The organism is Candidatus Binataceae bacterium (assembly GCA_035650475.1).
GTDB lineage: Bacteria > Desulfobacterota > Binatia > Binatales > Binataceae > JAKAVN01.
This window is the reverse complement of record DASRHP010000017.1, coordinates 17,167-40,560: the sequence shown is the minus strand read 5'-3', so window position 1 is coordinate 40,560 and position 23,394 is coordinate 17,167. Positions and strand designations below refer to the sequence as shown.

The following is a 23,394-nucleotide window of genomic DNA, read 5'->3' as shown; positions in this document are numbered from 1 at the left end:
GAGTTCCAGTCGATCCAGGTCATCGACGTGCAGAACAACCGCGGGACCATCTGGATCGTGCCGGGTGGCTTCCCCAACGTGAAAGGACCTGAGGCGACGAAGATTTTCGACGCCAGCAACCTCGAACAGGTCCATCGCTAGCCGTAACGAATCCGCCCCGCCGGACCATCGATCGATCCGGCGGGGCGGAAACTATCTGTTGCGGGGGCGCGCTGATGCCGTCTTCTCTTCGCGCCGGGCTATCAGTCGGGCCCCTGTTGTTCGCTCGGCGGCACAAACGATTTCTGATAGCCGTGGCGGCAGAATGCGCAGTCGCCCTTTACGCTGACCGCCTCGCCTGAGGCGGTCAGGGTGGTGGCGTCTGCGTCGGGCTTGCTGCTGACGCGGATAATCGCATCGACCTGGTCGCCCCACTTTGCGATCGCCATCCTTCGCAGCTTCTCATTGATGTGGGTGCTGTCGATGCTGTCGGCGGTGAGCGGCTCGGTGTAGCTGAGGTCACCGAGCTTGCTGTACTCCTCTTTCAAGTCGCCGGTCGTCACGAAGATGCGCTGGCGATCGACCACGATGTTGAGGTGTCTCTGGATCTGCTCCCGCTTCTGTTCGGCCTGGACCACGCTCTGGCAGGCGCTGAAAAGCAGGGCGGCGATGAGCAGCGCCGCCCCCGAACGCACCGAATGTCGCATCACGCTCTACTTCTTCGCCGCCTTGCGCGCTCTGCGCCGGAAATGCGGCATGACCTCCTTGGCAAACAATTCCATGCTGCGGCGCACCTTGCGATGGTCAACTCCAGGCAACGCCGTCGCAGTCACCAGATGGGTGAAGCGGGTGCGCCGCTGATAGTCTTCGATCATCCGAATCGCTTCGTCGGGCGTGCCGATGATCAGCGGCTCGCCGAAAAGCGCGGCGGTTTCCGAGCTGCGCAACTTGCCCACGGGCGGGATGTTCACGCCGTAGGCCTGGTCGCCGGGCAGGTCGTTGGCCTCGACGAACCACTTGCCGTAGCAGCTCATCATGTAGTGCGCGCCGGCCTCCGCGTCGTCCCACGCCTTGTCGCGGCGCGACGCCACGAAGATCGTCCGTAGCTGGGCGATGTTGAAATCCTCCGGCTTGCGGCCGCATTCGACCAGCGCGGCGTCGTACATCTGCTGCTGGTCGACGCCGCCTGTGCCCATGAAATGATATCCGTTGCGCGCGGCGCGCGCGATGGACTTCGGTCCGCGCGCCGCCATCCACATGGGGGGATGCGGCTTCTGCACCGGGCCGGGCACCACGGTCACATTGGTCAGCTTGTTGAACCTGCCCTCGAAGCTGAGGTTTTTCTCGGTCCACGCGCGTCGGATGACCTCGGCACCTTCCTCCAGGCGCGGACCGCGCTCCTTGCGCGGAATGTTGAAGCCGACGAACTCCGGCACGCGGTAACCCTGCCCGAGCCCGAGGTCGAGCCGGCCGTTGGAGATGATGTCCACGGTGGCGGCGTCTTCAGCGACGCGCAGCGCATTGTGCAGCGGCAGCAGCAGGACGAAGGTGCCGATACGAACGCGGCGGGTGCGGGTGGCAATCGCGGCGGCGATCGGTAGCAGCGAAGGTGAATAGCCGTCGTCGACGAAGTGATGCTCGGTCAGCCAGATGGTGTCGTAGCCGAGATCCTCGGCGGCGACGGCAAGGTCGATCTCCTTGCGGTAGAGCTCGGCAAACGACATTTTCGCCGGCGGCGGGTTGCGGAAGAACAGGGTGAATCCGAAGTCCATGATGGTGTATTCCTTGTCGAAGTTATCGGGACTCCGCGGCCGCGTCCGGCCCGTCCGGCACGAATCGGCGGCGCGCAGCCCTGATACGCTCCGCGCCGTACCGGACGCGGCGTTCGCGGAGTAGGTTGCCCGCTTAGCCCTTGGCGAGCTCCTTCAAATCCTCGGCCCAGTTCTCGTACGGCCTCAGCGGCGTTATCTCGAGGTTGGTCGCGATGTGCGAGTAGCCAAGCCGCCAAATCGGCAGCTGAAGCATCGCACGATCGAGGTCGTCGGCGCTCGGCACGTCGAGCACGGCGATTACCTCGGGCCGGCCGGCCACCTTCCAGATGCCCTTGATCGCGCCTGCCTTGACCGCTCCCAGTGCGGCCTCGGCCTCCTGGACCCACACGCCGTAGAACTCCTTGTTGGACACGTTCGCCGGTTTCGAGATGTACGCTTTCAACATGAACAACATGACACAGCCTCCGTGTTCGGTTTGGATTAGCCACAGATCACTAGCGCGAATACGCGGCTGGCGGAAGCCTCGGAGCCATCCTCGCGTCAGCAGAGCGCGCGGAAAAGATCTGGCCGGCTTCGCGTCGCGGCCGCCCGGAACATCGGCATGCGTCGCGGGGTTTCAATTGGGCGGCGGTTCGGTTACAACGCCCTGTGCGCGCGCCGCCACATGATCCACGGCGCGCCCCATGGAGGCGACCATGATTTCATTCGGGTACATGCCGGACACGCATGGAGGGCCCTACGGGCAGCCGGAGCCGAGCCCCGAGCGTTCGGCGGACTTTGCCGCACAACTGCTCGACGAGGCGGCGACGGCCGAGCGCAGCCGCTTCGACGGTGTCTTCGTTCCCGAGCGCCACGCCCGCACAGAATGCATGTTTCCGAGCCCGCTCCCGCTCTTGGCGGCGATCGCGGCGCGCACCAATCGCGTCCGTATCGGCACGGACATCCTGATGCCGCCGCTGTACAACCCGGTTCACTTGGCTCAGTCGACGGCGCTTATCGACGTGCTTTCACGCGGCAGGCTCATCCTCGGCGTCGGCGTCGGCTACCATCCGGATTACTTCAGCCATTTCGGCGTGCCGATAAAGCAGCGCGAGGGGCGGTTTGAGGAGACGCTCGACATCCTGAACAAGGCGTGGACGACTATTGGCCCCTTCGCCCACCACGGCAAGTATTTTCACTTTGACGCCATCCACGTCACGCCCAAGCCCTACCAGCGGCCGCGTCCACCGCTATGGATCGGCGCCTTCGGTCCCAAGTCGATCGCGCGTGCCGGACGGATGGGCGACGCCTGGTCGGCCGCGCCGTTTTTCGACCGAGTCGAGAACGTCAAGGCGCAGGTCTCAATCTATCGCGAGGCGGCCGAGAAGGCCGGAAAACGTCCCAGTATCGTGCTGTTGCGCGACGGCTGGCTTGCATCGAGCATGGAAGAGGCGGAGCGGACGTTCGGCCGGCTGTGGCTGGAAGAATGCAAGTTCTACTTTAAGTGGGGGATGCTCGCGCCGACTGAGGATTTCAACTCGGAGAGCGACTTCACGATCGAGAAAATCCGCGGCACCGGCCATGTTGTTCTCGGCACGCGCGACGACTGGCTGGAGGCGCTCGACCGCTGGAACAACGTGATGGGCGGTGTCGACTGGCTCATCCTGCGTATCCGGGTGCCGCTCGGCCCGTCGCCCAAAGCGGTCCAGGAATGCATCCAGCGCCTCGGCGAGGAGGTCCTGCCGAGCTTCCGCAAGTCGTAGGCCCGAACGGTTCGTGGTTTTGGCGCGGGCGAGAAGGGGGGGATATGCGGCATGCGATGACTTCGAGGCTTGCGGTCGCGACCGCGTCGACACTGATGGCGATGCTCGCGGCCGGGGCGTGTTCTACTGCGGGCGGGGTGCGTTCGACTCCGCCCGCGGCGCCCGACGCGCCCAATCCTTTGGCAGAGTTCACCGGCATCTGGAAGGGAACTTCAACCAGCAGTTTCGATGCCGCCAAGGTGCGTATCAGCTTTGACATGCAGCGCGACGGCGAGAAGCTCAAGGGCACTTACCGATGCGCGCCCTTCAACGCGACCTGCCGCAACAACGTCCAGCGCGGATGGGTCAAAGGCCAGACCACTGCCCGCGGCTTCACTGTCTCGATGGAGGACACAAGTTGGTGTACCTTTCTCATGGATGAGTTTTACCCTCCGGTAGCCGACGGCGAATATACCTGCTACATGGGGGGAAGCGTGGTGGACCAAGGGACGTTCGAGCTGAAGGGTTCGCCGGCTTCGCCGCCAACAGGTGCCTCTCCGGAAAAGCGATCGTGAAATTTGGGGAGCCGTTGTGTCTTTCGGACGTTTGTTAGGCGCACGTACAGGGCTGTCCGGTGTGGCCCTCGGCGCGCTGATGCTGGCGACCACCGCGTCGGGCTTGGGATGCGGCGCGACCGCGCCTCCGCCGCCAGAGGCAATCGTCAGCCCGATGAGCGGCTACTTGCGCCCGGCCAAGGCGCCCGATTGCCCTATGCCCGTGCTGCATGCAATGCCCGACGCCGCCCATCAGCAGATCGCGATCGTTGATGCCTGGGGTGACGAGGGCGTCAAGGATTCCGACGTGCTTGCAATACTCAAGCGCAAGGCATGTCAGACGGGCGCCGACGCTATCGTGCTTACCGCCGATCGCGATCAGGAGCTGGGCCCGATGGTACCGGGCTATGCACCTGGACCGCACACGACGCTCGGCGAAGAACGGGCCGGAGCCAACGTATCCGAGCGCTATCATCTGCCGCAGGTGGGCGAGCAGGGGCACGCCGGCCACTACCTAAGCGGGATCGCGATCATCTACACCGGCGGCCAGAATCCCCAGAGCGCGGCGGCCGGCGCCAATTAGTCAGCTCCGGTCGGGGTGTCGGGTGGCAGAGGCGGACGGTGCGAGCCTTCGCCCGCGCCGCGGAAAACTCAGGCGGGCTTAAGCGGACGGCGTGCGACGTCCTTCGACTCGGCGACCTTGGCCCTGCGTGCGGCGGCCTCGGCCCGATGCTTGAACACCACCGGGTCGCTGAGCGGCGAGTGCGAATGACTGTGCGCGTGGGCCGCCGGCTGCGGCTCGCCGCGCTGCTTGCGCTTCTCCTCGCGCGCCGCCACCACGTCGTCGTACTCCGCGCCGCGCCCGTGCTTGTAGGCGGCCAGCCGCGCCGCCGACCGGTCGTCCATCCAGCACAGCCGTGCGCTCGGCGGCACCTTCAGCTTGGTTACGTCGGGACGTGAGCGATCACGCGACGGCGCGCCATCCGATTCGGACGCGCGCGCGCCGCCCAACGCAAAGCTGACGGCCGAGATGATGCGCCGCGCGGGACGCCCGCACTCCGGACACGGCCGCGAGCGCATCCGCGAAGCGCTGAGCGGTGCGAGCACCTCAAAGGTCAGCTCGCACCGCTCGCATCTGCACTCGTAAAGCGGCACCGCCGAAGTTCCGCGCTACTCGACCCGGTGCGGATGTTCCTTCCAGTCGTCGGGGTCGTGCGTGATCCACACGGTTGCGCCCTGCATGTCGCGGATCGCCTTGACCCGCTTGAGCGAAAGCGTCGCCTGGATCGGGTCGGTGTCGATCGGCATCGTCGCCTCCTGATTGAGCGCGGCGCGCAGATGCACGGTGTCGCCGGTCAGGATGAACTTGCGGTTGGGCAGGTTCACCAGCAGCGAGCATTCGCCCGGCGTATGGCCCGGCGTGTAGAGAAATTGCAGCGCGCCGTCGCCGAACAGGTCGAGGTCGTGGTCGAGCTCCAGCCAGTCGTAGGCGCGGGTTGGGATGAAGTCGTTGAGGATGAAGGCCCAGCGGCGGTCTGGGTCGGGCCAGTAGGCGTATTGCAGCTCGCGCGCTCCGACCAGGAACTTGGCCTTGGGAAAGTAGGTCAGGCCGCCGGAATGGTCGAGGTGCGAGTGCGAAAGGATGACGTACTTCACGTCGGACGGCTTGTAGCCCACCCCTTCGACCTGCTTGTCGAGCGTGTCGGACTTACTCCACTTGATCGGCAGTGCCTTGGCGACCTCGCCCCAGTAGCCGACCGCGTCGTCGATGATCTTGGCGTTACACCCGGTGTCGAAGAGCACCAGGCCTTTGGGATGCTCGATCAGGAAGGAGGGGCACGGGAGGTCGAGCAAGGTGTTGTCGCCGCCGTGCATCAGGAGCGACGCGGGCGCGGTGAGCTGAGCGCCGGGGAGCGCCCACATTTTCTTCGCTTTGCCTTCGGCCATAATTTCTTCTCCCCTCGGTTGGGTGTTTGATGCGGAAATAGCCGGCAAACCCTAGATCGGCGGCTCTCGAACTGTCAAGGAAAGCCGCTCAGCGCACCGTCCCAAGGCGCCGGCATTTTCCCGTTTGCGCCGGCCTGCGCTTCTGCTAAATCGTGATGCGCGACGGGGAGGACCGCGTGGGCTATCGCATCGCGATTGACACCGGGGGCACGTTCACCGACCTCGTGCTGGCCGACGAGCAGGGCAACCTCGTGCTCGGCAAGTCGCCTACCACTTACGGCCGCATCTTCGGGGGTATCGAGGGCGCGCTCAAGATGACGGCCGAGCAGCTCGGACGCGGCATGGGCGACCTGCTCGCCGCGACTGACCTGCTCATCTACGGCACCACGCACGCCACCAACGCGATCATCGAGCGCGCCACCGCGCGCACCGCGTTTCTGGTCACTGAGGGCTTTCCCGACGTCCTCGTGCTGCGCGAGGGCGGTAAGCTCGACCCGTTTAACCTCGCCTATCCCCCGGCGGAGCCCTATATAGCGCGCCGGCTGACCTTTGAGATCCGCGAGCGCGTCGACTCCGAAGGCGGCGTGGTGATCCCGCTCGATGAGGCGCAGGCGCGCGAGGTTCTGCGCCGGGTCGATGCGCGCCGGGTCGAGGCGGTTGCGGTATGCCTGCTGTGGTCGCCCGCCAATCCGGCCCACGAGCTCGCGCTCGGCCGGCTTATTGAGAGCGAGCTGCCCGGCGTCCCCTACACGCTCTCGCATCAGCTCAATCCGATAATCCGCGAATACCGGCGCGCGTCGGCGACGGCGATTGACGCCTCGCTCAAGCCGCTGATGCAGAACCATCTGCGCGGCATGGAAAAGGACTTGCGCGCGGCCGGCTTCAAGGGCCAGCTCTTGGTTGCGACCTCGTTCGGTGGCGTGATGCACGTGGGCGACGTGGTTCAACGTCCGATCTATCTCGTCAAGTCAGGGCCGGCGATGGCGCCGGTGGCCGGGCGCACGTATGCCGAGGCTGAAGCCGGCCGCCGCGACCTCATCGTGTGCGACACCGGCGGCACCAGTTTCGACGTCAGCCTGGTGCACGGCGGGATGATCAAGTTCACCCGCGAGACATGGCTTGGGCCGCCGTTCATCGGGCATATCACCGGGATGGCGTCGGTCGACGTCAGGAGCATCGGCGCTGGCGGCGGCTCAATCGCGTGGATCGATCCGGGCGGGATGCTGCGCGTCGGCCCTCAGAGCGCACGCGCCGAGCCCGGCCCCGCATGCTACGGCGCGGGCGGCGTCCATCCCACGGTCACCGACGCGGCGCTCGTGCTCGGTTACCTCGATCCGGAATACTTCCTGGACGGCCGGATGCGGCTCGACGCGCGCGCGGCCGAGACCGCCGTGGGCACGATCGCGTCGCGGATCGGCGGCAGCGTCAAGGACGCCGCGCGCGCGATCATGCAGATCGCGGGCGACCACATGGTCAGCGCGATAAAGGATATCACGATCAACCAGGGCATCGACCCGCGCGAGAGCCTGCTGGTCGCGGGCGGCGGTGCGGCCGGGCTGAACATCCTGCCGATCGCGCGCGAGCTTGGATGCCGCCAAGTGCTGGTGCCGCGCACCGCCGGCGCGCTCAGCGCGTGTGGCGGCCAGTACTCCGACATCGTGGCCGAATTCACCCAGAGCAAATTCGCCTATACCGGTGACTTTCCCTACGCCGAGGTGAACCGCGTGCTGGCTGGAATTACGGCCGAGATGGATCGTTTCGAATCCGAATTGCGCGAGCGCGGGCTGCGCCGTTTCCGGCGCGAATATTTCGTCGAGGCGCGCTACCCTTACCAGGTATGGGAGCTCGACGTCGCACTGGCCAAGGGGGGATTCGACGGCCCGGCCGACCTCGACGCGCTGATCGAGGCGTTCCATCGCGAGCACGACCGCGTCTTCGCGGTCAAAGAGCCTGGCCAGCAGCTCGAATGCATTTACTGGCGCGGCAGACTGAGCGCCGAGCTCGAGGGCCCGCCGCTTACCAAGGCGCCGGCGCGCGCAGCCGCTCTGCCGGTGCCCAGGATGCGCCGCCCCGCGTTCTTTGCCGGACGCGGCGAGATGGAGACCCCGCGCTATCACGGCGACCGGCTTGCGCCCGGGATGACGATCGACGGGCCGGCGATTGTCGATGAGCCAACGACTACGATCGTCGTCTATCCGGGCAGCCGCGCGCGAGTTACCGAATTGCATAACTATCTGCTCGAGGTTGGCGATGCCTGAATCTACGAAAGCCCTGGACGCGCCGATCGACGGCGATTCCGTCGCGGCGCTCGACCCGGCGCTGCTGGCGGTGATCGCCAACCGCCTGGACAGCGTCTGCCGCGAGATGACCAATACGCTGCTGCGCTCGGGGCGCTCCGCCGTGCTCAACATGGCGCGCGATTTCTCCTGCTCACTGGTCACCGGCGACAACCAGCTGCTCGCCTCGGCCGAGGGCTTGCCGGTCCACGTCTTCGGCTCGCAGTTCCTGACCGAGGCGATGTGCAATTTGCATCCGGACCTCGCCGAGGGCGACGCGTTTCTGCACAACGACGTCTATCTCGGCAATACCCACAGCGCCGACCATACGATCCTGGTCCCGGTCTTCGTCGACGGCGAGCATCTCTTCACCTGTTGCGCCAAGGCCCATCAGGCGGACTGCGGCAACAGCCTGCCAACCACCTACATGCCGTTTGCCGGCGACGTTTACGAGGAGGGCGCGCTGAACTTTCCCTGCGTGCGGATTCAGCGCAACTTTCACGACATCGAGGACATCATTCGGATGTGCCGCCGGCGTATCCGCGTCGCTGAGCAATGGTACGGCGACTACCTGGCGATGCTCGGGGCGGCGCGGATCGGCGAGCGCCGGCTCAAGGAGCTGGTGGCGCGTTTCGGCAAGCCGCTCATCGCGCGCTTCGTGCGCGAATGGTTTGACTACTCCGAACGGCGGATGGCGCATGCGCTGAGCGCGCTTCCCTCGGCGAGCTTCGTCGGCGTCGGCGCCCACGATCCGTTCCCGGCCGTGCCCGACGGCGTGCCGCTGAAGGTCAAAGTCACAATCGACGCAGCCGAGGGGCGGGTCGAGATCGATCTGCGCGACAATATCGACTGCGTGCCGTGCGGGCTCAACGAGTCGAAGACCTGCGCGATCAACAACGTGGTCACCGGGATATTCAATTCGATCGATCCCGGGGTGCCGCACAACGCGGGCAGCTTCCGCCGCATCACCGTCCACCTGCGCGAGAACTGCGTAGTCGGCATCCCGCGCTTTCCGACCTCGTGTTCGGTTGCGACGACCAACATCGGCGACCGCCTGGTCAACATCACGCAGGCCGCCTTCGCGCAGCTCGGCCCCGGCTACGGACTTGCCGAGGGCGGTCTCGGGATGGGCCCGGGCTACGGCGTTATCTCGGGGGGCGACTTTCGGCGTACAGGCGCGCCCTACGTCAATCAGCTTTTCATGGGCGCCAACGGCGGCCCCGGCACCCCACATAACGACGGCTGGATCAATTACGGTCTGCCCGTGGTAGCCGGCCTGATGTACCGCGACAGCGTCGAGATCGACGAACAGAAATATCCGATCGTTTACAAGAGTGTTCGCCTGCTCACCGACAGCGGCGGCGCAGGGCGCTTTCGTGGGGCGCCCGGCGCGCGCGTGGTTTACGGGCCGCGGCGCGATACGATGATGGTTGCCTATCCGCTCGACGGCCATCACTATCCGCCCAAAGGCGTGCTCGGCGGCCATCCCGGGCAGGCTTCGTATGCCGCCAAGCTCGACCGCGAAGGCAGCGAGCATCCGCTGCCCGCGGTTTCGGCCGAGCAGATCCAGCCCGGCGAATACATCGTCGGAGTGGATACCGGAGGCGGCGGCTACGGTAGCCCGCTCGAGCGCGACCCGGAGCTGGTACGCGCCGACGTGCTCGAAGGATGGGTCTCGATGGAGAAGGCGCGGCAGACCTACGGCGTCGTCTTCACCGGACGGATTGACGACGAATCGCTGGCGGTGGATCGCGAAGCAACCGCCCGCTGGCGCGCCGCGCTGCGCGGGGAGCGGCGCGCATGAGCGCGCAAGCGCGCGGGACTATACGATGGCCCAAATCGAACGCCCGAACTGCCCGCTGTACAACGACCAGAAGCTCAAGCTGGGGCTCTTCGGCACCAATTGCAGCAACGGGCTGACGGTGTCGCACGCGCCGACCACCTATCGCGCAACCTGGGAGCATACGCTCGCGATCGCGCGGCGCGCCGAGGCGATCGGCTTCGAGATGCTGGTGCCGATCGCGCGTTGGCGCGGCTTCGGCGGCACCACCGATTTCAACGGCATCTGCTTCGAAACCTACACCTGGGCCGCCGCGCTCGCCGCCGCCACCGAGCGCATCATGGTGTTTTCAACCTCGCACGTGCCAACCGTCCATCCGATCGTCGCCGCCAAGCAGTGCGTCACCGTCGACCACATCTCCAACGGCCGCTTCGGCCTGAACATCGTGATGGGGTGGTTCACGCCGGAGATGGAAATGTTCGGCGCGCCCCAGCGCGAGCACGACGAGCGCTACGCCTACGGCGCCGAGTGGTTGGGCGCGGTCAAGCGGCTGTGGACGGAGGAATCGCCGTTCGACTTCGACGGCAGATATTTTCATATCCGCCAGGGCCAGGCGCATCCCAAGCCGCTCCAGAAGCCGTGGCCGGTGCTGGTCAACGCTGGCTTCTCGCCCGCGGGGATCGAATTTTCGGTGCGCGAGGTCGATTTCAACTTCCTGACCCTCGATACGATAGAGCGCGGCAAGGAACTGGTTGCCGATCTCCATCGCCGCGCCCACGGCTACGGTCGCGAAATCGGCATCATGATGTACGCGATGATGATCTGCCGCGATACCGAGCGCGAGGCGCAGGAGGTGCGCCGCGAAATCCTCGAGAAAGGCGACTGGGGCGCCGCGACCAATATCATGAAGGTGCTCGGCATCGAAAGCGGCTCCTTCCAGGAGCATATCAAGCACTTCGGCGAGCGCTTCATCCTCGGATGGGGCGGCTATCCGCTGGTCGGCACTCCGGAGCAGGTCGTGGATGAGTTGTGCAAAATCAGCGCGATCGGAGTCGAGGGCGTGATCCTTGGATTCCTCGACTACCATGAGGAGCTGGCGTATTTCGAGCGGGCCGTGATGCCGCTGCTGAAGCAGGCCGGGCTCAGGCGCTAACACCCGCCGCAGGAGCGGGCGAGGAGCTACGCGATGGAGCGTCTAAAGGGCAAGCGTGCGATCATCACAGGCGCCGCCGGCGGACAGGGGCGCGTCGCCTGCCGGATGTTCGCGGCCGAGGGCGCGCGCGTACTGGCGACCGATCTGGACGCTGGCGCGAAGGCCGAGGTCGAGGCGCTCGCGTCCTCGGGCGCGATCACTTACGTTGCGGCCGACGTAGCCTCAATGGCCGGTATCCGCACGATCGTCGATGCGGCGCTCGCCGCGTTCGGCGGAAAGGTGGATGTCCTCTATAACAATCACGGCGTGATCCTGGGCAAGCCGTTTATGGAAACCACACCCGAGGAGTGGGATCGCATCCACAACGTCGATCTCAAGTCGGTATATTTCCTCAGCCAGCGTGTGGTGCCCGCGATGGGGCAGGGCGCCTCGATAATCAACATCTCGTCGATCGGCGGCCTGGTTGCACTTGAAAACATGACCGCCTACGGTGCGGCCAAGGGCGGACTCGCGATGTTGACGCGTGGGATGGCACTGGACCTGAGTCCGCGCAGAATCCGGGTTAATGCGATCTGTCCAGGCGTCATCGACACGCCGATGCCGCGCAACTTCGTGCGCGACCTGCCTGACCGCGAGCGCATCTTGAGCGCGCTCGCCGAGCGTCACATGATGCGCCGGCTGGGACAGCCGGAGGAGATCGTGGCGCTGGCGGTCTTCCTCGCCAGCGACGAGTCGAGCTTCATGACGGGCAGCGTAGTGACAGTGGACGGCGGCTGGACCGCATTTTGATCGGCGCCGCTTCAGCCCACATGGTCGCCAAGGTAGCCGCGCGCGGGCATCAGGCCGTGGCGGTCGAGCGCCGCGCCCGCCGCTTCGATCAATTCGCGCGGCAGGCGCTTGCCCGAATGAAGGCGCGAAGGAGCGACGGCGGCCGCGGACGGGCCGTGGGCGAAGAAGTGGTCGATCGCCTTATTCGCGTTGGTGAACGGATTGCCTGCGCCGACCGTCGCCGCAACTTCGAATACCTCGCTGCAGACCGCGGTCAGTCTTTGCGATAACGCCTGCGCTTCGCTTCGATTTCCGGCGCGAAGGGCGTCGATGATCGCGCTGAGCTCGCGGCCGAAACAGTTGGCGGTACTCAGCAGAAAGCCGTCGTAGCGGCCGCCACCCTCGGTGAGGTGGCGTGCGTAGTCGCCCTCCGCGCCGCGAACGAGAAACACGCTGCGAAAGCCCGAGACCGCCACGCGGTCCGCGCCGCTGGTGTCCTTGAACAGGTAAAAGTTGGGAAAGCGATTGGCGAGGGCGGCGACTGTCTCCGACGACATCTCGTTTCGCGTGATCTGCGGGAGCTGATAGAGCGAGACCGGGAACCCCAGCGCGAGCACCGATTCGAGCGCGCTCTGGGTTTCGCGCTGGCTCAGATCCTTTCCCGTCGGCGGACAAATCGTGAACCCGCACACCGCGGCGCGCCTGAGGCTCTCCAGAGCGTCGGCGCATCCAGTGCGCCTCATCAGCCGCGCCACGAGGTTCCTGATTCTCGCGACCGCGTGGCTGGCATCGGCCTTAAGGATGCCGATGAGCAGGTGCGCGCCGACGGCGCGAACCTCCTCAATCATGAAATCGAGCAGGCGATCCGCTTCGGCGTCGGACATTTCCCAACCTTCGCCGGTGCTCCCGGGAATCAGAAAGCCGCGCACCCATCGACGCATGAAGCCAAGATGCGCGCGCATCCGCGGCCGGTCGATGGCGCCGTCGTCATCGAAGTGGGTAAGCGCAGGGCACCACAGCGTAGGAATTCCGTGCGGGAATAGCGTACGCATCAGATGTTGGCGCTGGTCGCCAAACCGCGCGTCGTCGGTCTTCATATAGTGTCTCCGCTTTGACCGTAGCGGCCCGGCTCGCGGCCGTCCAGCCGCACGGTCGCCTGAGCACGATTTATCCTTCGCTTGAGTGCGATTTGATCGATCGCCTATAACCGGAAAACTGTGCGCCAGCCATCCATTGCACCCTCGCGTCCACCCGCACGCCGCCTGACTCGCATCCCATTTGTACTCGGCGCCATTATCCTCTGCGCCTCATGCAGCTTTATCGCCCACACCGTGGTCAGCCAGGGAGAGCGTCCGCTTCGCCCCAAGCTCATTGCGCATCCTGTGCCGAAGCAGACCCCGCGGGTCATCGTGTTCTGTCTCGACGGCGCGGGCTACGACCAGCTGATGGAGGCGATCCGCTCCGGTAAAGCTCCGCACATCGCGGGCCTGCTCGGCAAGGAAAAGAGCAACGGCGTCTTCGAGCACGGCTTCGCCGCCCCGCACGTGATCAACGTCCTGCCGTCGAGCACGGTCGCCGACTGGAGCGCGAGCTTCACCGGCAAGCCGCCCGCGCTCGACGGCGTCCCGGGCGACGAGTGGTTCGACCGCCAGACCAAGCGCTTTTACGCGCCGGTCCCTGTCACCGTGACCGACACCGGCGACTTCAGCGCGATGCTCGACGACGACCTCATCGGGAAGCTGCTCAAAGTCCCGACCGTATACGAGCAGTTGCGCCGGCGCGCCTACGTCTCGATGCTGATGGTTTACCGCGGCGCCAACCTCTTTACGACGGTGAGCCCCACCGCTTTCACGGACCTGGTCGGCAGCCTGGTCACGGGAACGCTCGGTGGCGAGGGCGCGCTCAAGAGCGTCAGCAAAACGCTCGACCTCGACTCCACGAGCAAGCTGCTCGATGCAATCAATGAGCATGGCGTGCCGCGCTTGCAGGTCGTCTATTTTCCCGGGATCGATCTCTACACGCACGCCGCGGCCGACCCGCTCAAGGCCCAGGTCGGCTACATCGAGGACTACACCGACAAGGCCGTGGGCGAGGTGCTCGGCGCGTACCGGAAACTCGGAATCCTGCCGCTCACCTATGTCATTTTCATCGCGGACCACGGCCATACGCCTGTGGAGGACGACGACAGCCATCGGCGGGGTCCGGACGATCCGGGGTCGCCGTTCGCGGTCCTGCGCGCCGCCGGCTTTCGCTTGCGCAAGGCCGCGTTGACGCTGAGCGCGGAAGAACAGGATTATCAGGCGGTGGTCGCGTCGCAGGGCTTCATGGCCTACGTCTATCTCGCCGATCGCTCGACCTGCGTCGCCAAGGGCGAAATCTGTGACTGGGAGCGGCGGCCGCGCTTCAAGGCTGACGTGATGCACGCGGTGCGTGCCCTGTACCGGGCGAACCAGGATGGCGACCTCGCGCCGCAGGCGAAAGGCACGATCGATCTGATCTTCGCCCGCAATTCAGGCACCGCGCCGTTTCGGATCTTCGACGGCCGCAGGCTCGTATCGGTTGACTATTATCTAAAACGACATCCGCGGCCCGACCTCGTGGATCTCAAACAACGGATGGAGTGGCTGGGCGAGGGACCGTACGGCTACCTGGCCGGCGATATCGTGCTGCTTGCAAAAGCCAGCACTGCCATTGCGGTGGGCGGCAGATACTATTTTGCGGCGGCCACTCACTACTCGTGGCACGGCAGCGCAAACGCTGACGATAGCCATGTCCCGCTGATCCTTGCCTCCGAGGAGCTGCCGGGCGAAGTCCTGCGTCACATCGTGCTCGACATCCAGGACGCGGACGCGGGGCCGCCGTCGCAAATGGACCTGGCGCCGCTGGTGCTGGCGCTGCTCGGGCGCTGAGTAAGCATTTCACGCTCTCCGCCACCGGTGGGTAATCTTTGCCCTCCGCGCAGCCAGTGCCACGAAAAATAGCGCAGGATTCAGGGAGCGAATTCCAAAAGCGACGCTGGCACGAGCGTTGCGACCCCCTTCTCGACGAACCGCATCGCGCGGTTCGAACATCCCTGCGGGGTGAGGACGGGCTTCTCCCCCCAGGCTCGACCTCCCCGCAGCGGATGTGCTCCCCCTGTCACCGCGCGTCGCCTCCTCTTCCTGCGAGGCCGGCTATGCAGCGAGGTTAAAGGATGCATAACAAGCGCGGAAGAATCCGACGTGTTGTATCGTACGGCCTGGGTCTTATCCTGTTAGGCACCATCGCTTCGGCATGTGCAGCCAGCAAGACCCGCGAAAGCACCGGCGGCTATATCGACGATGCGGTGGTAACTGCCAAGGTCAAGGCCGCTATCGCGGGCGACCCGCAGCTCAGAAATCCCATCCAGACCCCGCTCCAAATCCGGGTTGAGACCTACAAGGGAGTCGTTCAGCTGAGCGGCTTCGTGAATTCGCCGGAAGCCGCCCAGCGCGCAGCGCTTGATGCGAGCAAGGTGCCGGGTGTTCAACAGGTCGTGAACAATCTGATCGTCAAGACCGAGCTGTCTGGCTCTCAGAGCTGAACCTGGTGAGAATCGCGGGAGACGGCCTCGGCGCTAAAGGCCATTCGTTCTGCGCCGGCGAACAGCCTCCGGCGCGGGGGCGCTGCAGGAGACCTCGCAGGTACGCCCCCGCGCCGCGCAAAGCGGCGTCAGCGTTCGGGTGCATGCATACCGGGTTGCGGCATGGTTGATCCCGCGTTGCCGGGCTCGGCTGCCGCGGGTCCGTGCTCGTCGGCGGGGGGATTATTCTCGTCCATGGGATATTTCAGCCTGTTACGCACCGCCCTTACACCTTCCAGGCGTGCGATCACTTGCTGCGCGTGTTGAGCAGTTCCACTCGAGTCGACCTTGCCGGTCAGCGTCACCACTCCGCTACGTGTCGTTACATGAATCGACGAATGGCGAGTTGCGGGATCCTTGAGCAACGCCGCCTTGGCCTCGGTTGTGATCGCGGTATTCTTCGTGCTCCGCTTGACGGCGTGGTACGCGTTTCTGGCTCCGGTTGTCGCCTCAGACGCCGCGTCCCTGGCCGAATGCTTTACCGAACCAGCACCGGTGTAGTGGTCGGAGGTGGAGGGACTCGCAGAGGGCTCCGGACTTGCCGGACCTTCCTGGGCAAAGCTCAGCGGCGTAGCCGCAAACGCCGCGGCGATGACGCAGATGCCCAATAAGCCAGCCTTCGGCTTCATAATGACCTCCTGATCAAAGTGAGCGGTGATCACAGGCGGAGCACGAGCTGTGCCATCCGCAGATTGCGCGAGAAAGGCGCCGAACGCGATGAGAATGCGCAGTGCCGCACCGCAAGAAAGAGAAAGATTTTCAGCCGGCGATGAATTCCTTACGGACCGTGTACAGAACACCCGACCCGACATGTCCACCGACCTCCGTTGGCTCAATAGCTAGTACGATGCGATTCGGCTAAAGCTCGCTCGATCTGATCAATCTTTCGACGCGGCGGCGACTTCATTCGTGCTTATTTGAGCGATCAACTTATCCCGGGATGACAGATGTAGCTACTCAATGATAAGTCTCCATTATCCGCAGCGTTGCCTCCACGATTGCCGCTTACCGCTGGCATCTCTTTGCGTGAGCGCCGCCGATGTCTACCGAGCGTCGTACCTACATCGCTGCATTCGACGGACTCCGCGGCATCGCAATCCTCCCCGTGGTCCTGTTGCACGTCGGCGTCGGAACCCTGCCGGACAGCCGGCTGCTTTTCGAGCTGACGCGTGGATGGTACGGCGTAGACCTGTTCTTCGTCCTCAGCGGATTTCTCATCACCTGGATACTGGTCTCCGAGATCGAAGAAACTGGAACGATCGACATCCGGCGCTTCTACTGGAGGCGTTGCCTGCGGCTTGGGCCGGCGTATGTCTCGATGCTGGCTTCGTTGCTGGTCGGCGCCGCAATTCTGCAACCCGACGCTTTGTCAAGAGTGCCGGCGGTTCTGCCTGCGCTGGCGAGCTACACCTACAACTATCGGTTGGCCGCCGGCGGCGCGCATCTGGCCCCGTTGGTCGTGGTGTGGTCGCTGTGCGTGGAAGAGCAGTTTTATCTGGTGTGGCCGTGGGTGCTTAAGAGCATCGGCGCGCGGCGCGGCTTGAAGTTGTGCCTTGGCCTGATAGCGGCGCTGAGCGCTTATCGGACAGGGCTCTACCTGTCGCTCAATTGGGGCCATCTGGACCGCCCAAGCCCGGCCTCGGCGATCTGGATATACTTCGCGACCGATACCCGAATCGGAGTGATCCTCGTCGGTTGCGCAACGGCGCTGTCGCTGAGGCATCCGCGCGCGCGGCGGCCGTGGCGATGGATCAGGGAGTCGCGATGGTTTGCGCCGATAACGGCGGTGACTGCCGTCGCCTGCATCATATTTGTTACCGGCGGTTATCCGTCGAGCGCGTCATGGCGCAGCGCGACCGTAGGCTACACGCTCGACGCGTGCGCGAGCGCCGCCCTGATCGGTGCAGTCTTCATGCAGCCGCGAGGCGTGGTCACGCGCGCCCTTTCGTGGCGGCCGCTGGTGTCGCTCGGACGCGTCTCCTACGGCGTGTACCTGTTCCACGTCGGGGTCGCGTGGCTTCTGCAGCGGGCGCTGAGGGCGGTCGGCTGGCCGCATGATCCGTTCGCCCGCTTCGCGCTCGCAGCCACTGCGGTTGTGGCGTTGACGTGGACGGTCGCCGCGGTTCATTACCACTACATTGAGCGGCGGTTCAGGTCGGCGGGCCCTGCCGGGTCGCAAAGCCGGGTAAGCATCGAGGCCTGCGCCGGCTACGGAAGGCGGGCCGCATGCGCCCCACCGGCGGCGGGAAAGTGAAGGCAGCGCGCGCTCCCCTGGCCTGCAGTCAATACAGGACCGAGGGCAGATACGCCCCCGCAGGTTCGTTGTAGAGCCCGCCTGTCATCAGCGTCATCGGCTGGATGACACGCAGACCCTTGCGCAGACACCAGCGCAGCAGCTCGCCGTTGCGCGACGGCACCAGGAAGCCCGGGCCGTCGAATGACGGGGCGGCGGCGATGAGGGCCTTGAGGTCGTCGTTGGTCTCGGCCACGGCGTGCGCAAAGAACGCGATCTGGGTGGCATAGCCGGTGATTCGCCCCGCGCGCTCGACCACGGTCGCGCGGTCGCGACGCACAGCGTCGCGCAGCTCGCCGCCGCGATGATGGCCGTGAACGCGCAGGCACAGCCGGTTGCACGCTTCGAGGTCGGCCTCGGCGGCACGGCGCACTGCATAACCGGCGAAGGTCTCGCTGATCGCAGGGCCCTGCATGCACGACAGGTGCTCGCGGACCTCGAAGCCAAGCTTGCTGTACAGTGTGAGCGAGCGGCAATGGTAGCCGGCCTGGACCAGGCGAATGCCGGCGAAGCCGCGACGCTTTGAGCGCTCCATCACCGCGAGCATCAGGTGCCGTCCGACGCCGTGGTTTTGCGCTCCGGGATCGACCGTGATCGGGCCGACGCCCGAGATCGGATTGCGCTCGTCGAGAAAGTTGCTGCCGACGATCCGGCCTTCCATCTCGGCAGCGACCGCGTAGAAGCCCCCGTCGCGCAACACCATCGTGAGCACGGTGACTGCGGTCTCCGGGTCGGGAAAGTCGGGTGGGAAATTATGCTCCTCGGCGATGGCCCTGAAGGCTTCGTAGCAGATGCGCCCGCACGCCGAGGCGTCGTCTTCGGCGGCCTCGCGGATCTTCACTTCCATCGTTGGGACCCTCCGGGGGTTGGCCGATCGTAGGGCCGCGCCGCGCCAGTGGCAAGCCGCGCTGGCGGGCGCCGACAGGGCGGCTGGGATGCTATATTGCGGACCAGCCGACGATGGTTTGATGGCTTTGAGAGGGCTGATGATTCCATTTACAGGCAACCCGCTGAATCGTGCGAGCGAGAAGCGCACCGACCAGAAGTGGATCGAATCAAGGCGGCGTGATCCCGCTTCACTCATCCTTCCGCTCCGGCGGCTGGAGCCGCTCCTGGTCGAATCGGGCGGCGCCGACGCCACGCCCCGGCTCGGCCTGCTCCCTCCCGCGGCTGTCGATTCGCTCGCGCCCTCGGACGCCACGTGCATCTTCCTTGGCCTCGACGGCGACAGGGCGGTGTTCGCGCTGGACGTGTCGGAAACGGCGGACGCCGCTAAGACGGAGCAGGCTGCCGGAAGTGGATATTTCCGCGAGGCGCGGGCCGCGGCGCAGATGGTCTCAAGCAGGGAGGCGGCGATCATCGCGCAGGCCAAGGCACTGATCGATTGGCATCAGCGCCACGGCTTTTGCCCCAACTGCGGCACGCCGACCCGACTCATGGATGCGGGCTACCGGCGATTGTGCGGCAAGTGCAACGCCGAACATTTTCCGCGCGTCGATCCGGTGGTGATCATGCTCGCCACGCACGACGGCGCATGTCTGGTCGGCAGGAGCAGGCATTTTCCGCCCGGGATGTTCTCGGCGCTGGCGGGCTTTATGGAACCCGGCGAGACGGTCGAGGAGGCCGTGCGGCGCGAGCTGTTCGAAGAAGCCTCCGTCAGGGCGCGCGAGGTAACCTATTACGCCACGCAGCCATGGCCGTTCCCGTCCTCGCTGATGATCGGATGCTTCGCGAGGGTGGAAAGCCGCGAGGCGAAAGCGGACGACAGCGAGCTTGCCGAGGTGCGCTGGCTCGAACGCGCGGCGGCGCGCGCGCTTATCGAAGGGAAGGTAATCGACGGCGTGCGCGTGCCGCCGCCGATCGCGATCGCGCACCATCTGATCAAGACCTGGGCCTTCGGCGGCAACTAGCGCAACCGGCCTCAATCGGGCTTGCGGATTCCGAGGCGTTGCATCCGCGACTGCAACGTCGTGCGTTTCACCCCCGAGGCGGCGAGCTCGCGAACGTTGCCCGGCCATCGATGAGGGCGCATCGCGTCGAGCGCTTCGGCCGGAATCGCCTCGATCCGCTTGCCCATCCGGCGCGCAAAATGGAGTGCGAAATAGCTAACCAGCGCCGCAATGTCGTCGCCGCGCTCGCGCACGCGGATCGAGAAGACCTCGAGCCGTTAGTAGAGGTCGGCGCGGAACTCCTGCCGTTCGAGCATCGCCGATAGCGTCGGTTTCGTTCAAACTGCTGAATGAGCCACGGATGCGCGACGCGGGCTGCGAGCCCGCATCAGGGGAGGACTGACGAATGAGCTCTCTATTTGCCCGAGCGGAGATGTTTTGCCGTCGTTTCGGATTGCGCGTGCCGATCCTGCTCGCGCCGATGGCGGGCGCGAGCGCGCCGCCACTATCGATCGCGGTCGCCGAGGCGGGCGGGCTCGGCGCGTGCGGCGCGCTCCTGATGCCGCCGAGCGAGATACTTGCTTGGGCCGAGGAGGTGCGCGCTCACACGACAGGCACCTTTCAGCTCAACCTGTGGATTCCGGATCCGCCGCCGATGCGCGACGCCGCGCATGAGGCGCGCGTGCGCGCGTTCCTCGCGCAATGGGGACCGACGGTGCCGCCCGAGGCCGGCGACGCGAGGCCGCCGGACTTCGCCGCACAGTGCCGCGCGCTGCTGGACGCCCGAGCGCCCATCGTATCGTCGGTGATGGGTCTCTTCCCGCCGGAGTTCGTCACCGAGCTCAAGAAGCGCGGCGGCGCGTGGTTCGCCAACATTTCCACGGTGGCGGAGGCCAGGGCGGCGGAGCGCGCAGGCGCCGACGTTGTTGTGGCCCAAGGGATGGAGGCGGGCGGACATCGCGGATGCTTCGACGGCGCAAACGCGGAGCGCCAGATGGTCGGGTTGTTTGCTTTGCTGCCCGCGGTGGTGGACGCGGTCCGGCTCCCCGTGGTCGCCACCGGTGGAATTGCGGACGCGCGCGCAGCGGCGGCGGCCTTCGTGCTCGGCGCAAGCGCGGTGCAAATCGGGACCGGATTTCTGCGATGTCCCGAGGCGAGAATCAACCCCGCGTGGGCCGCCGCGCTCGCCCGCACGGCGCCCGAGGATACGGTGGTGAGCAGGGTGTTCAGCGGCCGCGTCGGGCGCAGCATCGTCACGGACTACGTCCGTGCGGCGACGGCTGCCAGCGCGCCTGCACCCGCACCGTATCCTGTGCAGCGCGGGCTCACGGCCGCGATGCGCTCGGCCGCGCAGCAAAGCGGCGACCTACAGCGCATGCAGGCATGGGCCGGTCAGTCGGCGGCACTGGCACAGGCGATTCCGGCAGGCGACCTGGTGCGCCGGATATGGGAGGGTGCGCAGGCGCTAATCGCATGAGGCCGGTGCCGCTATCAGGCATGGTGCTGGTTTATGCGCGGGCAGGATGCGCCGCCGGAACCTGGGAGTCGTCCAGGTCCCGCGGGCGCTGGCGGCGGCGCAATTTCGGCCGTTCCCAGACGATACCAGGGTAGCCCTTGAGCGGAACCAGCCGCTTACCCGTGTAGGTCCAATCCTGAAGCTCCCCGATCGCCACGTGGTAGCGCGGTTCGCGGCCGGTGCGACCCTCAAAGAGCGCCCGCGGAACATTGACCATGCGCGGAGAGCGCCCGCGCTCGTATAATAGCGGCGTCCCGCATCGAGAGCAGAAGCTTCGGGTGGATTCTTTATTCGCATCCTCGAAGCGCGCGATGCTTCTTTGGCCCCTCAGGATGCGGACGTGCTTGCGCCAGCATCCGACATAGGTTGCATATGCGGCGCCGTGCGCGCGACGGCTTGTCGGCGAGTGATCGTGCCACGCCCAGAAGGCAGGAAAGTCGATCTCCACGTCCACTGCGGCGCAAAGGCAGCGGCCGGACACGCGCCCGACAACCTTGGTGCGGCCCGTCTAGCAAGGCTTTCCCGCTTCATGCTCGAGGGTGGCCGGATGTAAAAGCCGGAAGCGATCTTGATCATTGTCTCCGGCCGCTGCCTGGAGTCAGGCTGTCTCAAGGTCTGGTCGCCAACGTGGCAGCCGTTCACGCGCAACCATCTGCTGGGCGATTTTGCCCGCGCGGGAGCGACCGTCGCCCCGGGCCGGCGTCCGATGCTCGGCTATCAGCGCATGATAGATCCGCTCGTAGTGAGCCGCCATCGCGCCGGCGGTGAAGCGAGCTTCGAATTCTGCCCGGCATCTTTGTCGCGAGATGCAAGAAATTCGGCGCACTGCCTGTACCAGGTCTTCCTTGCTGAGGGCGAGGAAGCCGGTTACGCCGTCGCGCAGCACCTCCGGAACCGATCCGAAGGGCCGTGCGATCACCGGTGTCCCGCAGGCCAACGCCTCGATCATTACCAGGCCAAACGGCTCGGGCCAATCGACAGGAAACAAAAGCGCCATCGCGTTGCCGAGAAATTCGCTCTTCTCACGCTCGCCTATTTCGCCAATGAACTCGACGCCCTCGCTGTGAAGCAGTGGCCGGATTCTGCTCTCGAAGTACTCCCGGTCCACAGGATCGACTTTGGCGGCGATCTTGAGCGGAATTCCCGCGCGCCGCGCGACTTCGATGGCGACGTCAGGGCCCTTCTCGGGCGCGATCCGTCCCAGGAAGGCGAGGTAGCTGCCTGCTCGGGGATTGAATCTAAGCTGATCGGCGGGTAGGCCGTGGTATACCGTGCCCACCCAATTCAGGTCCGGAAGCGGTTCGCGCTGAGCGTCACTGATCGAAACGACGGGCGCTTCCGAATAGTAACGATAGACACCGAATAGCTCGGCGATGTCGAGGCGGCCATGCAGCGTCGTTACAACCGGCGTGCTGACCAGGCGGCCAAACGGGAAAGTCCAATAGTCAAGGTGGCAATGGATCACATCGAAGCGCTGCGCATTATCGAACACCTCGCTCAGCATCGGCAGATGCAGGCTTGGTCCCCAGGAAACTAGCCCGCCGGTTCTGAGCGCCATGGGATGAACGGCTTCGAGCGGCGCGGGGGCAGTGGAATCACCTGATGCGAAAAGAGTTACATCGTGGCCGCGCCGGATCAGCTCCTCGGTAAGATAGGCTACAACACGTTCGGTTCCACCATAGAGCTTGGGCGGAACGCTTTCATAGAGGGGAGCCACCTGTGCGATGCGAAGGTGGCGATGAGTTTGGTTCAACATTGTCCTGAAAGCTTACAGCTGCAGTTTCCGAACGGAGTAGCCGTTCCATATTTGTGCTACCGAGGTTGAGCCGGATACGCCGCCGGCCATGCGACCGCACGCACAGGGACTGTAGCCGCTCAGCCTTGGCCTATCGCTGCAGGAGTCCGAGTGAACGCCAGGCTCCTGCAGAGCCGGCTCCGACCGACTGTGACTGTGGAGCAGGCCCGCTACGCCCATCGGGACGGCGCCCTTCCGCAGGGTGCAGGAAACCGCCCCAGAGTGCGCTCCCACCCGTCGTACTCCGGGGCGCAGCCGCTCCAAGCCTCGTGTCGGCGACCAACCACAAAGGCCGCTCATCCTTCCGCAAACCTCCTTTCTGCCGCTCTCAAACCTTATCGGTAATCATC

23 protein-coding genes are annotated in these 23,394 nt (G+C 65.4%); 12 read left to right on the top strand and 11 right to left on the bottom strand.

The features are described from left to right. Positions 1–242: 242 nt before the first annotated feature. The 3 genes from VFB33_17855 to VFB33_17845 all read right to left on the bottom strand — a co-directional run bounded on the left by VFB33_17855 (position 243) and on the right by VFB33_17845 (position 2,205). The gene (locus tag VFB33_17855) at positions 243–686 is read right to left on the bottom strand and encodes a hypothetical protein (protein HZO83561.1); all 444 of its coding nucleotides are present in this window, start codon (positions 684–686) and stop codon (positions 243–245) included. A 6-nt stretch (positions 687–692) separates the two neighbouring features. Continuing rightward, positions 693–1,751, bottom strand: coding sequence for an LLM class flavin-dependent oxidoreductase (locus VFB33_17850; GenBank protein HZO83560.1), 1,059 nt, complete (start codon positions 1,749–1,751; stop codon positions 693–695). A 133-nt stretch (positions 1,752–1,884) separates the two neighbouring features. Next, complete coding sequence (locus VFB33_17845) at positions 1,885–2,205, bottom strand: muconolactone Delta-isomerase family protein (GenBank protein HZO83559.1); 321 nt, start codon at positions 2,203–2,205, stop codon at positions 1,885–1,887. A gap of 241 nt (positions 2,206–2,446) precedes the next feature. On the opposite strand from VFB33_17845, the gene VFB33_17840 reads away from it, so the two are divergent. The 3 genes from VFB33_17840 to VFB33_17830 all read left to right on the top strand — a co-directional run bounded on the left by VFB33_17840 (position 2,447) and on the right by VFB33_17830 (position 4,609). Beyond that, complete coding sequence (locus VFB33_17840; GenBank protein HZO83558.1) at positions 2,447–3,493, top strand: LLM class flavin-dependent oxidoreductase; 1,047 nt, start codon at positions 2,447–2,449, stop codon at positions 3,491–3,493. A gap of 56 nt (positions 3,494–3,549) precedes the next feature. Beyond that, on the top strand, positions 3,550–4,047 hold the full coding sequence (locus VFB33_17835; protein HZO83557.1) for a hypothetical protein: 498 nt from the start codon (positions 3,550–3,552) through the stop codon (positions 4,045–4,047). A 61-nt stretch (positions 4,048–4,108) separates the two neighbouring features. Next, positions 4,109–4,609, top strand: a complete 501-nt coding sequence (locus VFB33_17830) for a hypothetical protein (GenBank protein ID HZO83556.1) — start codon at positions 4,109–4,111, stop codon at positions 4,607–4,609. 68 nt (positions 4,610–4,677) lie between these two features. Here VFB33_17830 and VFB33_17825 read toward each other — a convergent pair whose 3' ends face one another. Next, positions 4,678–5,181: a zinc ribbon domain-containing protein gene (locus VFB33_17825; GenBank protein HZO83555.1), complete on the bottom strand. Its 504-nt coding sequence runs from the start codon at positions 5,179–5,181 to the stop codon at positions 4,678–4,680. 15 nt (positions 5,182–5,196) lie between these two features. Next, positions 5,197–5,973, bottom strand: a complete 777-nt coding sequence (locus VFB33_17820) for an N-acyl homoserine lactonase family protein (protein HZO83554.1) — start codon at positions 5,971–5,973, stop codon at positions 5,197–5,199. Positions 5,974–6,128: 155 nt separating this feature from the next. Here VFB33_17820 and VFB33_17815 point away from each other — a divergent pair, with 155 nt between their 5' ends. The 4 genes from VFB33_17815 to VFB33_17800 are packed head-to-tail and all read left to right on the top strand — an operon-like array spanning position 6,129 to position 11,971. Beyond that, a complete protein-coding gene (locus tag VFB33_17815; GenBank protein HZO83553.1) occupies positions 6,129–8,231 on the top strand; it encodes a hydantoinase/oxoprolinase family protein in 2,103 nt (700 codons plus the stop codon). Then, a complete protein-coding gene (locus VFB33_17810; protein ID HZO83552.1) occupies positions 8,224–10,053 on the top strand; it encodes a hydantoinase B/oxoprolinase family protein in 1,830 nt (609 codons plus the stop codon). Before VFB33_17815 ends, VFB33_17810 begins: the two co-directional genes overlap by 8 nt. Before the next feature lie 25 nt (positions 10,054–10,078). Further along, positions 10,079–11,182: an LLM class flavin-dependent oxidoreductase gene (locus tag VFB33_17805; GenBank protein HZO83551.1), complete on the top strand. Its 1,104-nt coding sequence runs from the start codon at positions 10,079–10,081 to the stop codon at positions 11,180–11,182. A gap of 33 nt (positions 11,183–11,215) precedes the next feature. After that, positions 11,216–11,971 (top strand): SDR family oxidoreductase, encoded by a 756-nt coding sequence (locus tag VFB33_17800; protein HZO83550.1) that lies wholly within the window; start codon positions 11,216–11,218, stop codon positions 11,969–11,971. An 11-nt stretch (positions 11,972–11,982) separates the two neighbouring features. Here the strand turns inward: VFB33_17800 and VFB33_17795 are convergent, their stop codons facing one another. Beyond that, positions 11,983–13,047 carry a dihydrodipicolinate synthase family protein gene (locus tag VFB33_17795; protein ID HZO83549.1) on the bottom strand — a complete coding sequence of 355 codons (1,065 nt, stop codon included), beginning with the start codon at positions 13,045–13,047 and terminating at the stop codon, positions 11,983–11,985. Positions 13,048–13,332: 285 nt separating this feature from the next. Between VFB33_17795 and VFB33_17790 the strand changes: the two genes are divergently transcribed. Then, positions 13,333–14,859 carry an alkaline phosphatase family protein gene (locus VFB33_17790; protein HZO83548.1) on the top strand — a complete coding sequence of 509 codons (1,527 nt, stop codon included), beginning with the start codon at positions 13,333–13,335 and terminating at the stop codon, positions 14,857–14,859. 284 nt (positions 14,860–15,143) lie between these two features. Further along, on the top strand, positions 15,144–15,512 hold the full coding sequence (locus VFB33_17785; GenBank protein ID HZO83547.1) for a BON domain-containing protein: 369 nt from the start codon (positions 15,144–15,146) through the stop codon (positions 15,510–15,512). 128 nt (positions 15,513–15,640) lie between these two features. Here the strand turns inward: VFB33_17785 and VFB33_17780 are convergent, their stop codons facing one another. Next, positions 15,641–16,363 carry a BON domain-containing protein gene (locus tag VFB33_17780; protein HZO83546.1) on the bottom strand — a complete coding sequence of 241 codons (723 nt, stop codon included), beginning with the start codon at positions 16,361–16,363 and terminating at the stop codon, positions 15,641–15,643. 227 nt (positions 16,364–16,590) lie between these two features. On the opposite strand from VFB33_17780, the gene VFB33_17775 reads away from it, so the two are divergent. Beyond that, positions 16,591–17,805, top strand: a complete 1,215-nt coding sequence (locus tag VFB33_17775; protein ID HZO83545.1) for an acyltransferase — start codon at positions 16,591–16,593, stop codon at positions 17,803–17,805. A 28-nt stretch (positions 17,806–17,833) separates the two neighbouring features. On the opposite strand, the gene VFB33_17770 is transcribed toward VFB33_17775, so the two are convergent. Continuing rightward, positions 17,834–18,691 carry a GNAT family N-acetyltransferase gene (locus VFB33_17770; protein ID HZO83544.1) on the bottom strand — a complete coding sequence of 286 codons (858 nt, stop codon included), beginning with the start codon at positions 18,689–18,691 and terminating at the stop codon, positions 17,834–17,836. A 121-nt stretch (positions 18,692–18,812) separates the two neighbouring features. Between VFB33_17770 and nudC the strand changes: the two genes are divergently transcribed. Further along, a complete protein-coding gene (nudC, locus tag VFB33_17765; protein ID HZO83543.1) occupies positions 18,813–19,754 on the top strand; it encodes an NAD(+) diphosphatase in 942 nt (313 codons plus the stop codon). Positions 19,755–19,765: 11 nt separating this feature from the next. Here the strand turns inward: nudC and VFB33_17760 are convergent, their stop codons facing one another. After that, complete coding sequence (locus VFB33_17760) at positions 19,766–19,987, bottom strand: hypothetical protein (GenBank protein ID HZO83542.1); 222 nt, start codon at positions 19,985–19,987, stop codon at positions 19,766–19,768. Positions 19,988–20,139: 152 nt separating this feature from the next. Between VFB33_17760 and VFB33_17755 the strand changes: the two genes are divergently transcribed. Next, positions 20,140–21,210: a nitronate monooxygenase family protein gene (locus VFB33_17755; GenBank protein ID HZO83541.1), complete on the top strand. Its 1,071-nt coding sequence runs from the start codon at positions 20,140–20,142 to the stop codon at positions 21,208–21,210. Between the two features lie 31 nt (positions 21,211–21,241). Here the strand turns inward: VFB33_17755 and VFB33_17750 are convergent, their stop codons facing one another. Together VFB33_17750 and VFB33_17745 are read right to left on the bottom strand one after the other, a co-directional pair. Beyond that, a complete protein-coding gene (locus tag VFB33_17750; protein ID HZO83540.1) occupies positions 21,242–21,697 on the bottom strand; it encodes a GFA family protein in 456 nt (151 codons plus the stop codon). A gap of 150 nt (positions 21,698–21,847) precedes the next feature. Continuing rightward, a complete protein-coding gene (locus tag VFB33_17745; GenBank protein ID HZO83539.1) occupies positions 21,848–23,005 on the bottom strand; it encodes a glycosyltransferase family 4 protein in 1,158 nt (385 codons plus the stop codon). Between the last annotated feature and the right edge of the window lie 389 nt (positions 23,006–23,394).

Excerpts from the sequence above, each read along its gene's own strand:
- VFB33_17805 (HZO83551.1), top strand. The coding sequence starts at position 10,079 with ATGGCCCAAATCGAACGCCCGAACTGCCCGCTGTACAACGACCAGAAG.
- VFB33_17855 (HZO83561.1), bottom strand. The coding sequence starts at position 686 with ATGCGACATTCGGTGCGTTCGGGGGCGGCGCTGCTCATCGCCGCCCTG.
- VFB33_17780 (HZO83546.1), bottom strand. The coding sequence starts at position 16,363 with ATGTCGGGTCGGGTGTTCTGTACACGGTCCGTAAGGAATTCATCGCCG.
- VFB33_17770 (HZO83544.1), bottom strand. The coding sequence starts at position 18,691 with ATGGAAGTGAAGATCCGCGAGGCCGCCGAAGACGACGCCTCGGCGTGC.
- VFB33_17815 (HZO83553.1), top strand. The coding sequence starts at position 6,129 with ATGCGCGACGGGGAGGACCGCGTGGGCTATCGCATCGCGATTGACACC.
- VFB33_17775 (HZO83545.1), top strand. The coding sequence starts at position 16,591 with ATGTCTACCGAGCGTCGTACCTACATCGCTGCATTCGACGGACTCCGC.
- VFB33_17835 (HZO83557.1), top strand. The coding sequence starts at position 3,550 with ATGACTTCGAGGCTTGCGGTCGCGACCGCGTCGACACTGATGGCGATG.
- VFB33_17755 (HZO83541.1), top strand. The coding sequence starts at position 20,140 with ATGAGCTCTCTATTTGCCCGAGCGGAGATGTTTTGCCGTCGTTTCGGA.
- VFB33_17800 (HZO83550.1), top strand. The coding sequence starts at position 11,216 with ATGGAGCGTCTAAAGGGCAAGCGTGCGATCATCACAGGCGCCGCCGGC.
- VFB33_17845 (HZO83559.1), bottom strand. The coding sequence starts at position 2,205 with ATGTTGTTCATGTTGAAAGCGTACATCTCGAAACCGGCGAACGTGTCC.
- VFB33_17785 (HZO83547.1), top strand. The coding sequence starts at position 15,144 with ATGCATAACAAGCGCGGAAGAATCCGACGTGTTGTATCGTACGGCCTG.
- nudC (HZO83543.1), top strand. The coding sequence starts at position 18,813 with ATGGCTTTGAGAGGGCTGATGATTCCATTTACAGGCAACCCGCTGAAT.
- VFB33_17820 (HZO83554.1), bottom strand. The coding sequence starts at position 5,973 with ATGGCCGAAGGCAAAGCGAAGAAAATGTGGGCGCTCCCCGGCGCTCAG.
- VFB33_17850 (HZO83560.1), bottom strand. The coding sequence starts at position 1,751 with ATGGACTTCGGATTCACCCTGTTCTTCCGCAACCCGCCGCCGGCGAAA.
- VFB33_17840 (HZO83558.1), top strand. The coding sequence starts at position 2,447 with ATGATTTCATTCGGGTACATGCCGGACACGCATGGAGGGCCCTACGGG.
- VFB33_17810 (HZO83552.1), top strand. The coding sequence starts at position 8,224 with ATGCCTGAATCTACGAAAGCCCTGGACGCGCCGATCGACGGCGATTCC.
- VFB33_17745 (HZO83539.1), bottom strand. The coding sequence starts at position 23,005 with ATGTTGAACCAAACTCATCGCCACCTTCGCATCGCACAGGTGGCTCCC.
- VFB33_17795 (HZO83549.1), bottom strand. The coding sequence starts at position 13,047 with ATGAAGACCGACGACGCGCGGTTTGGCGACCAGCGCCAACATCTGATG.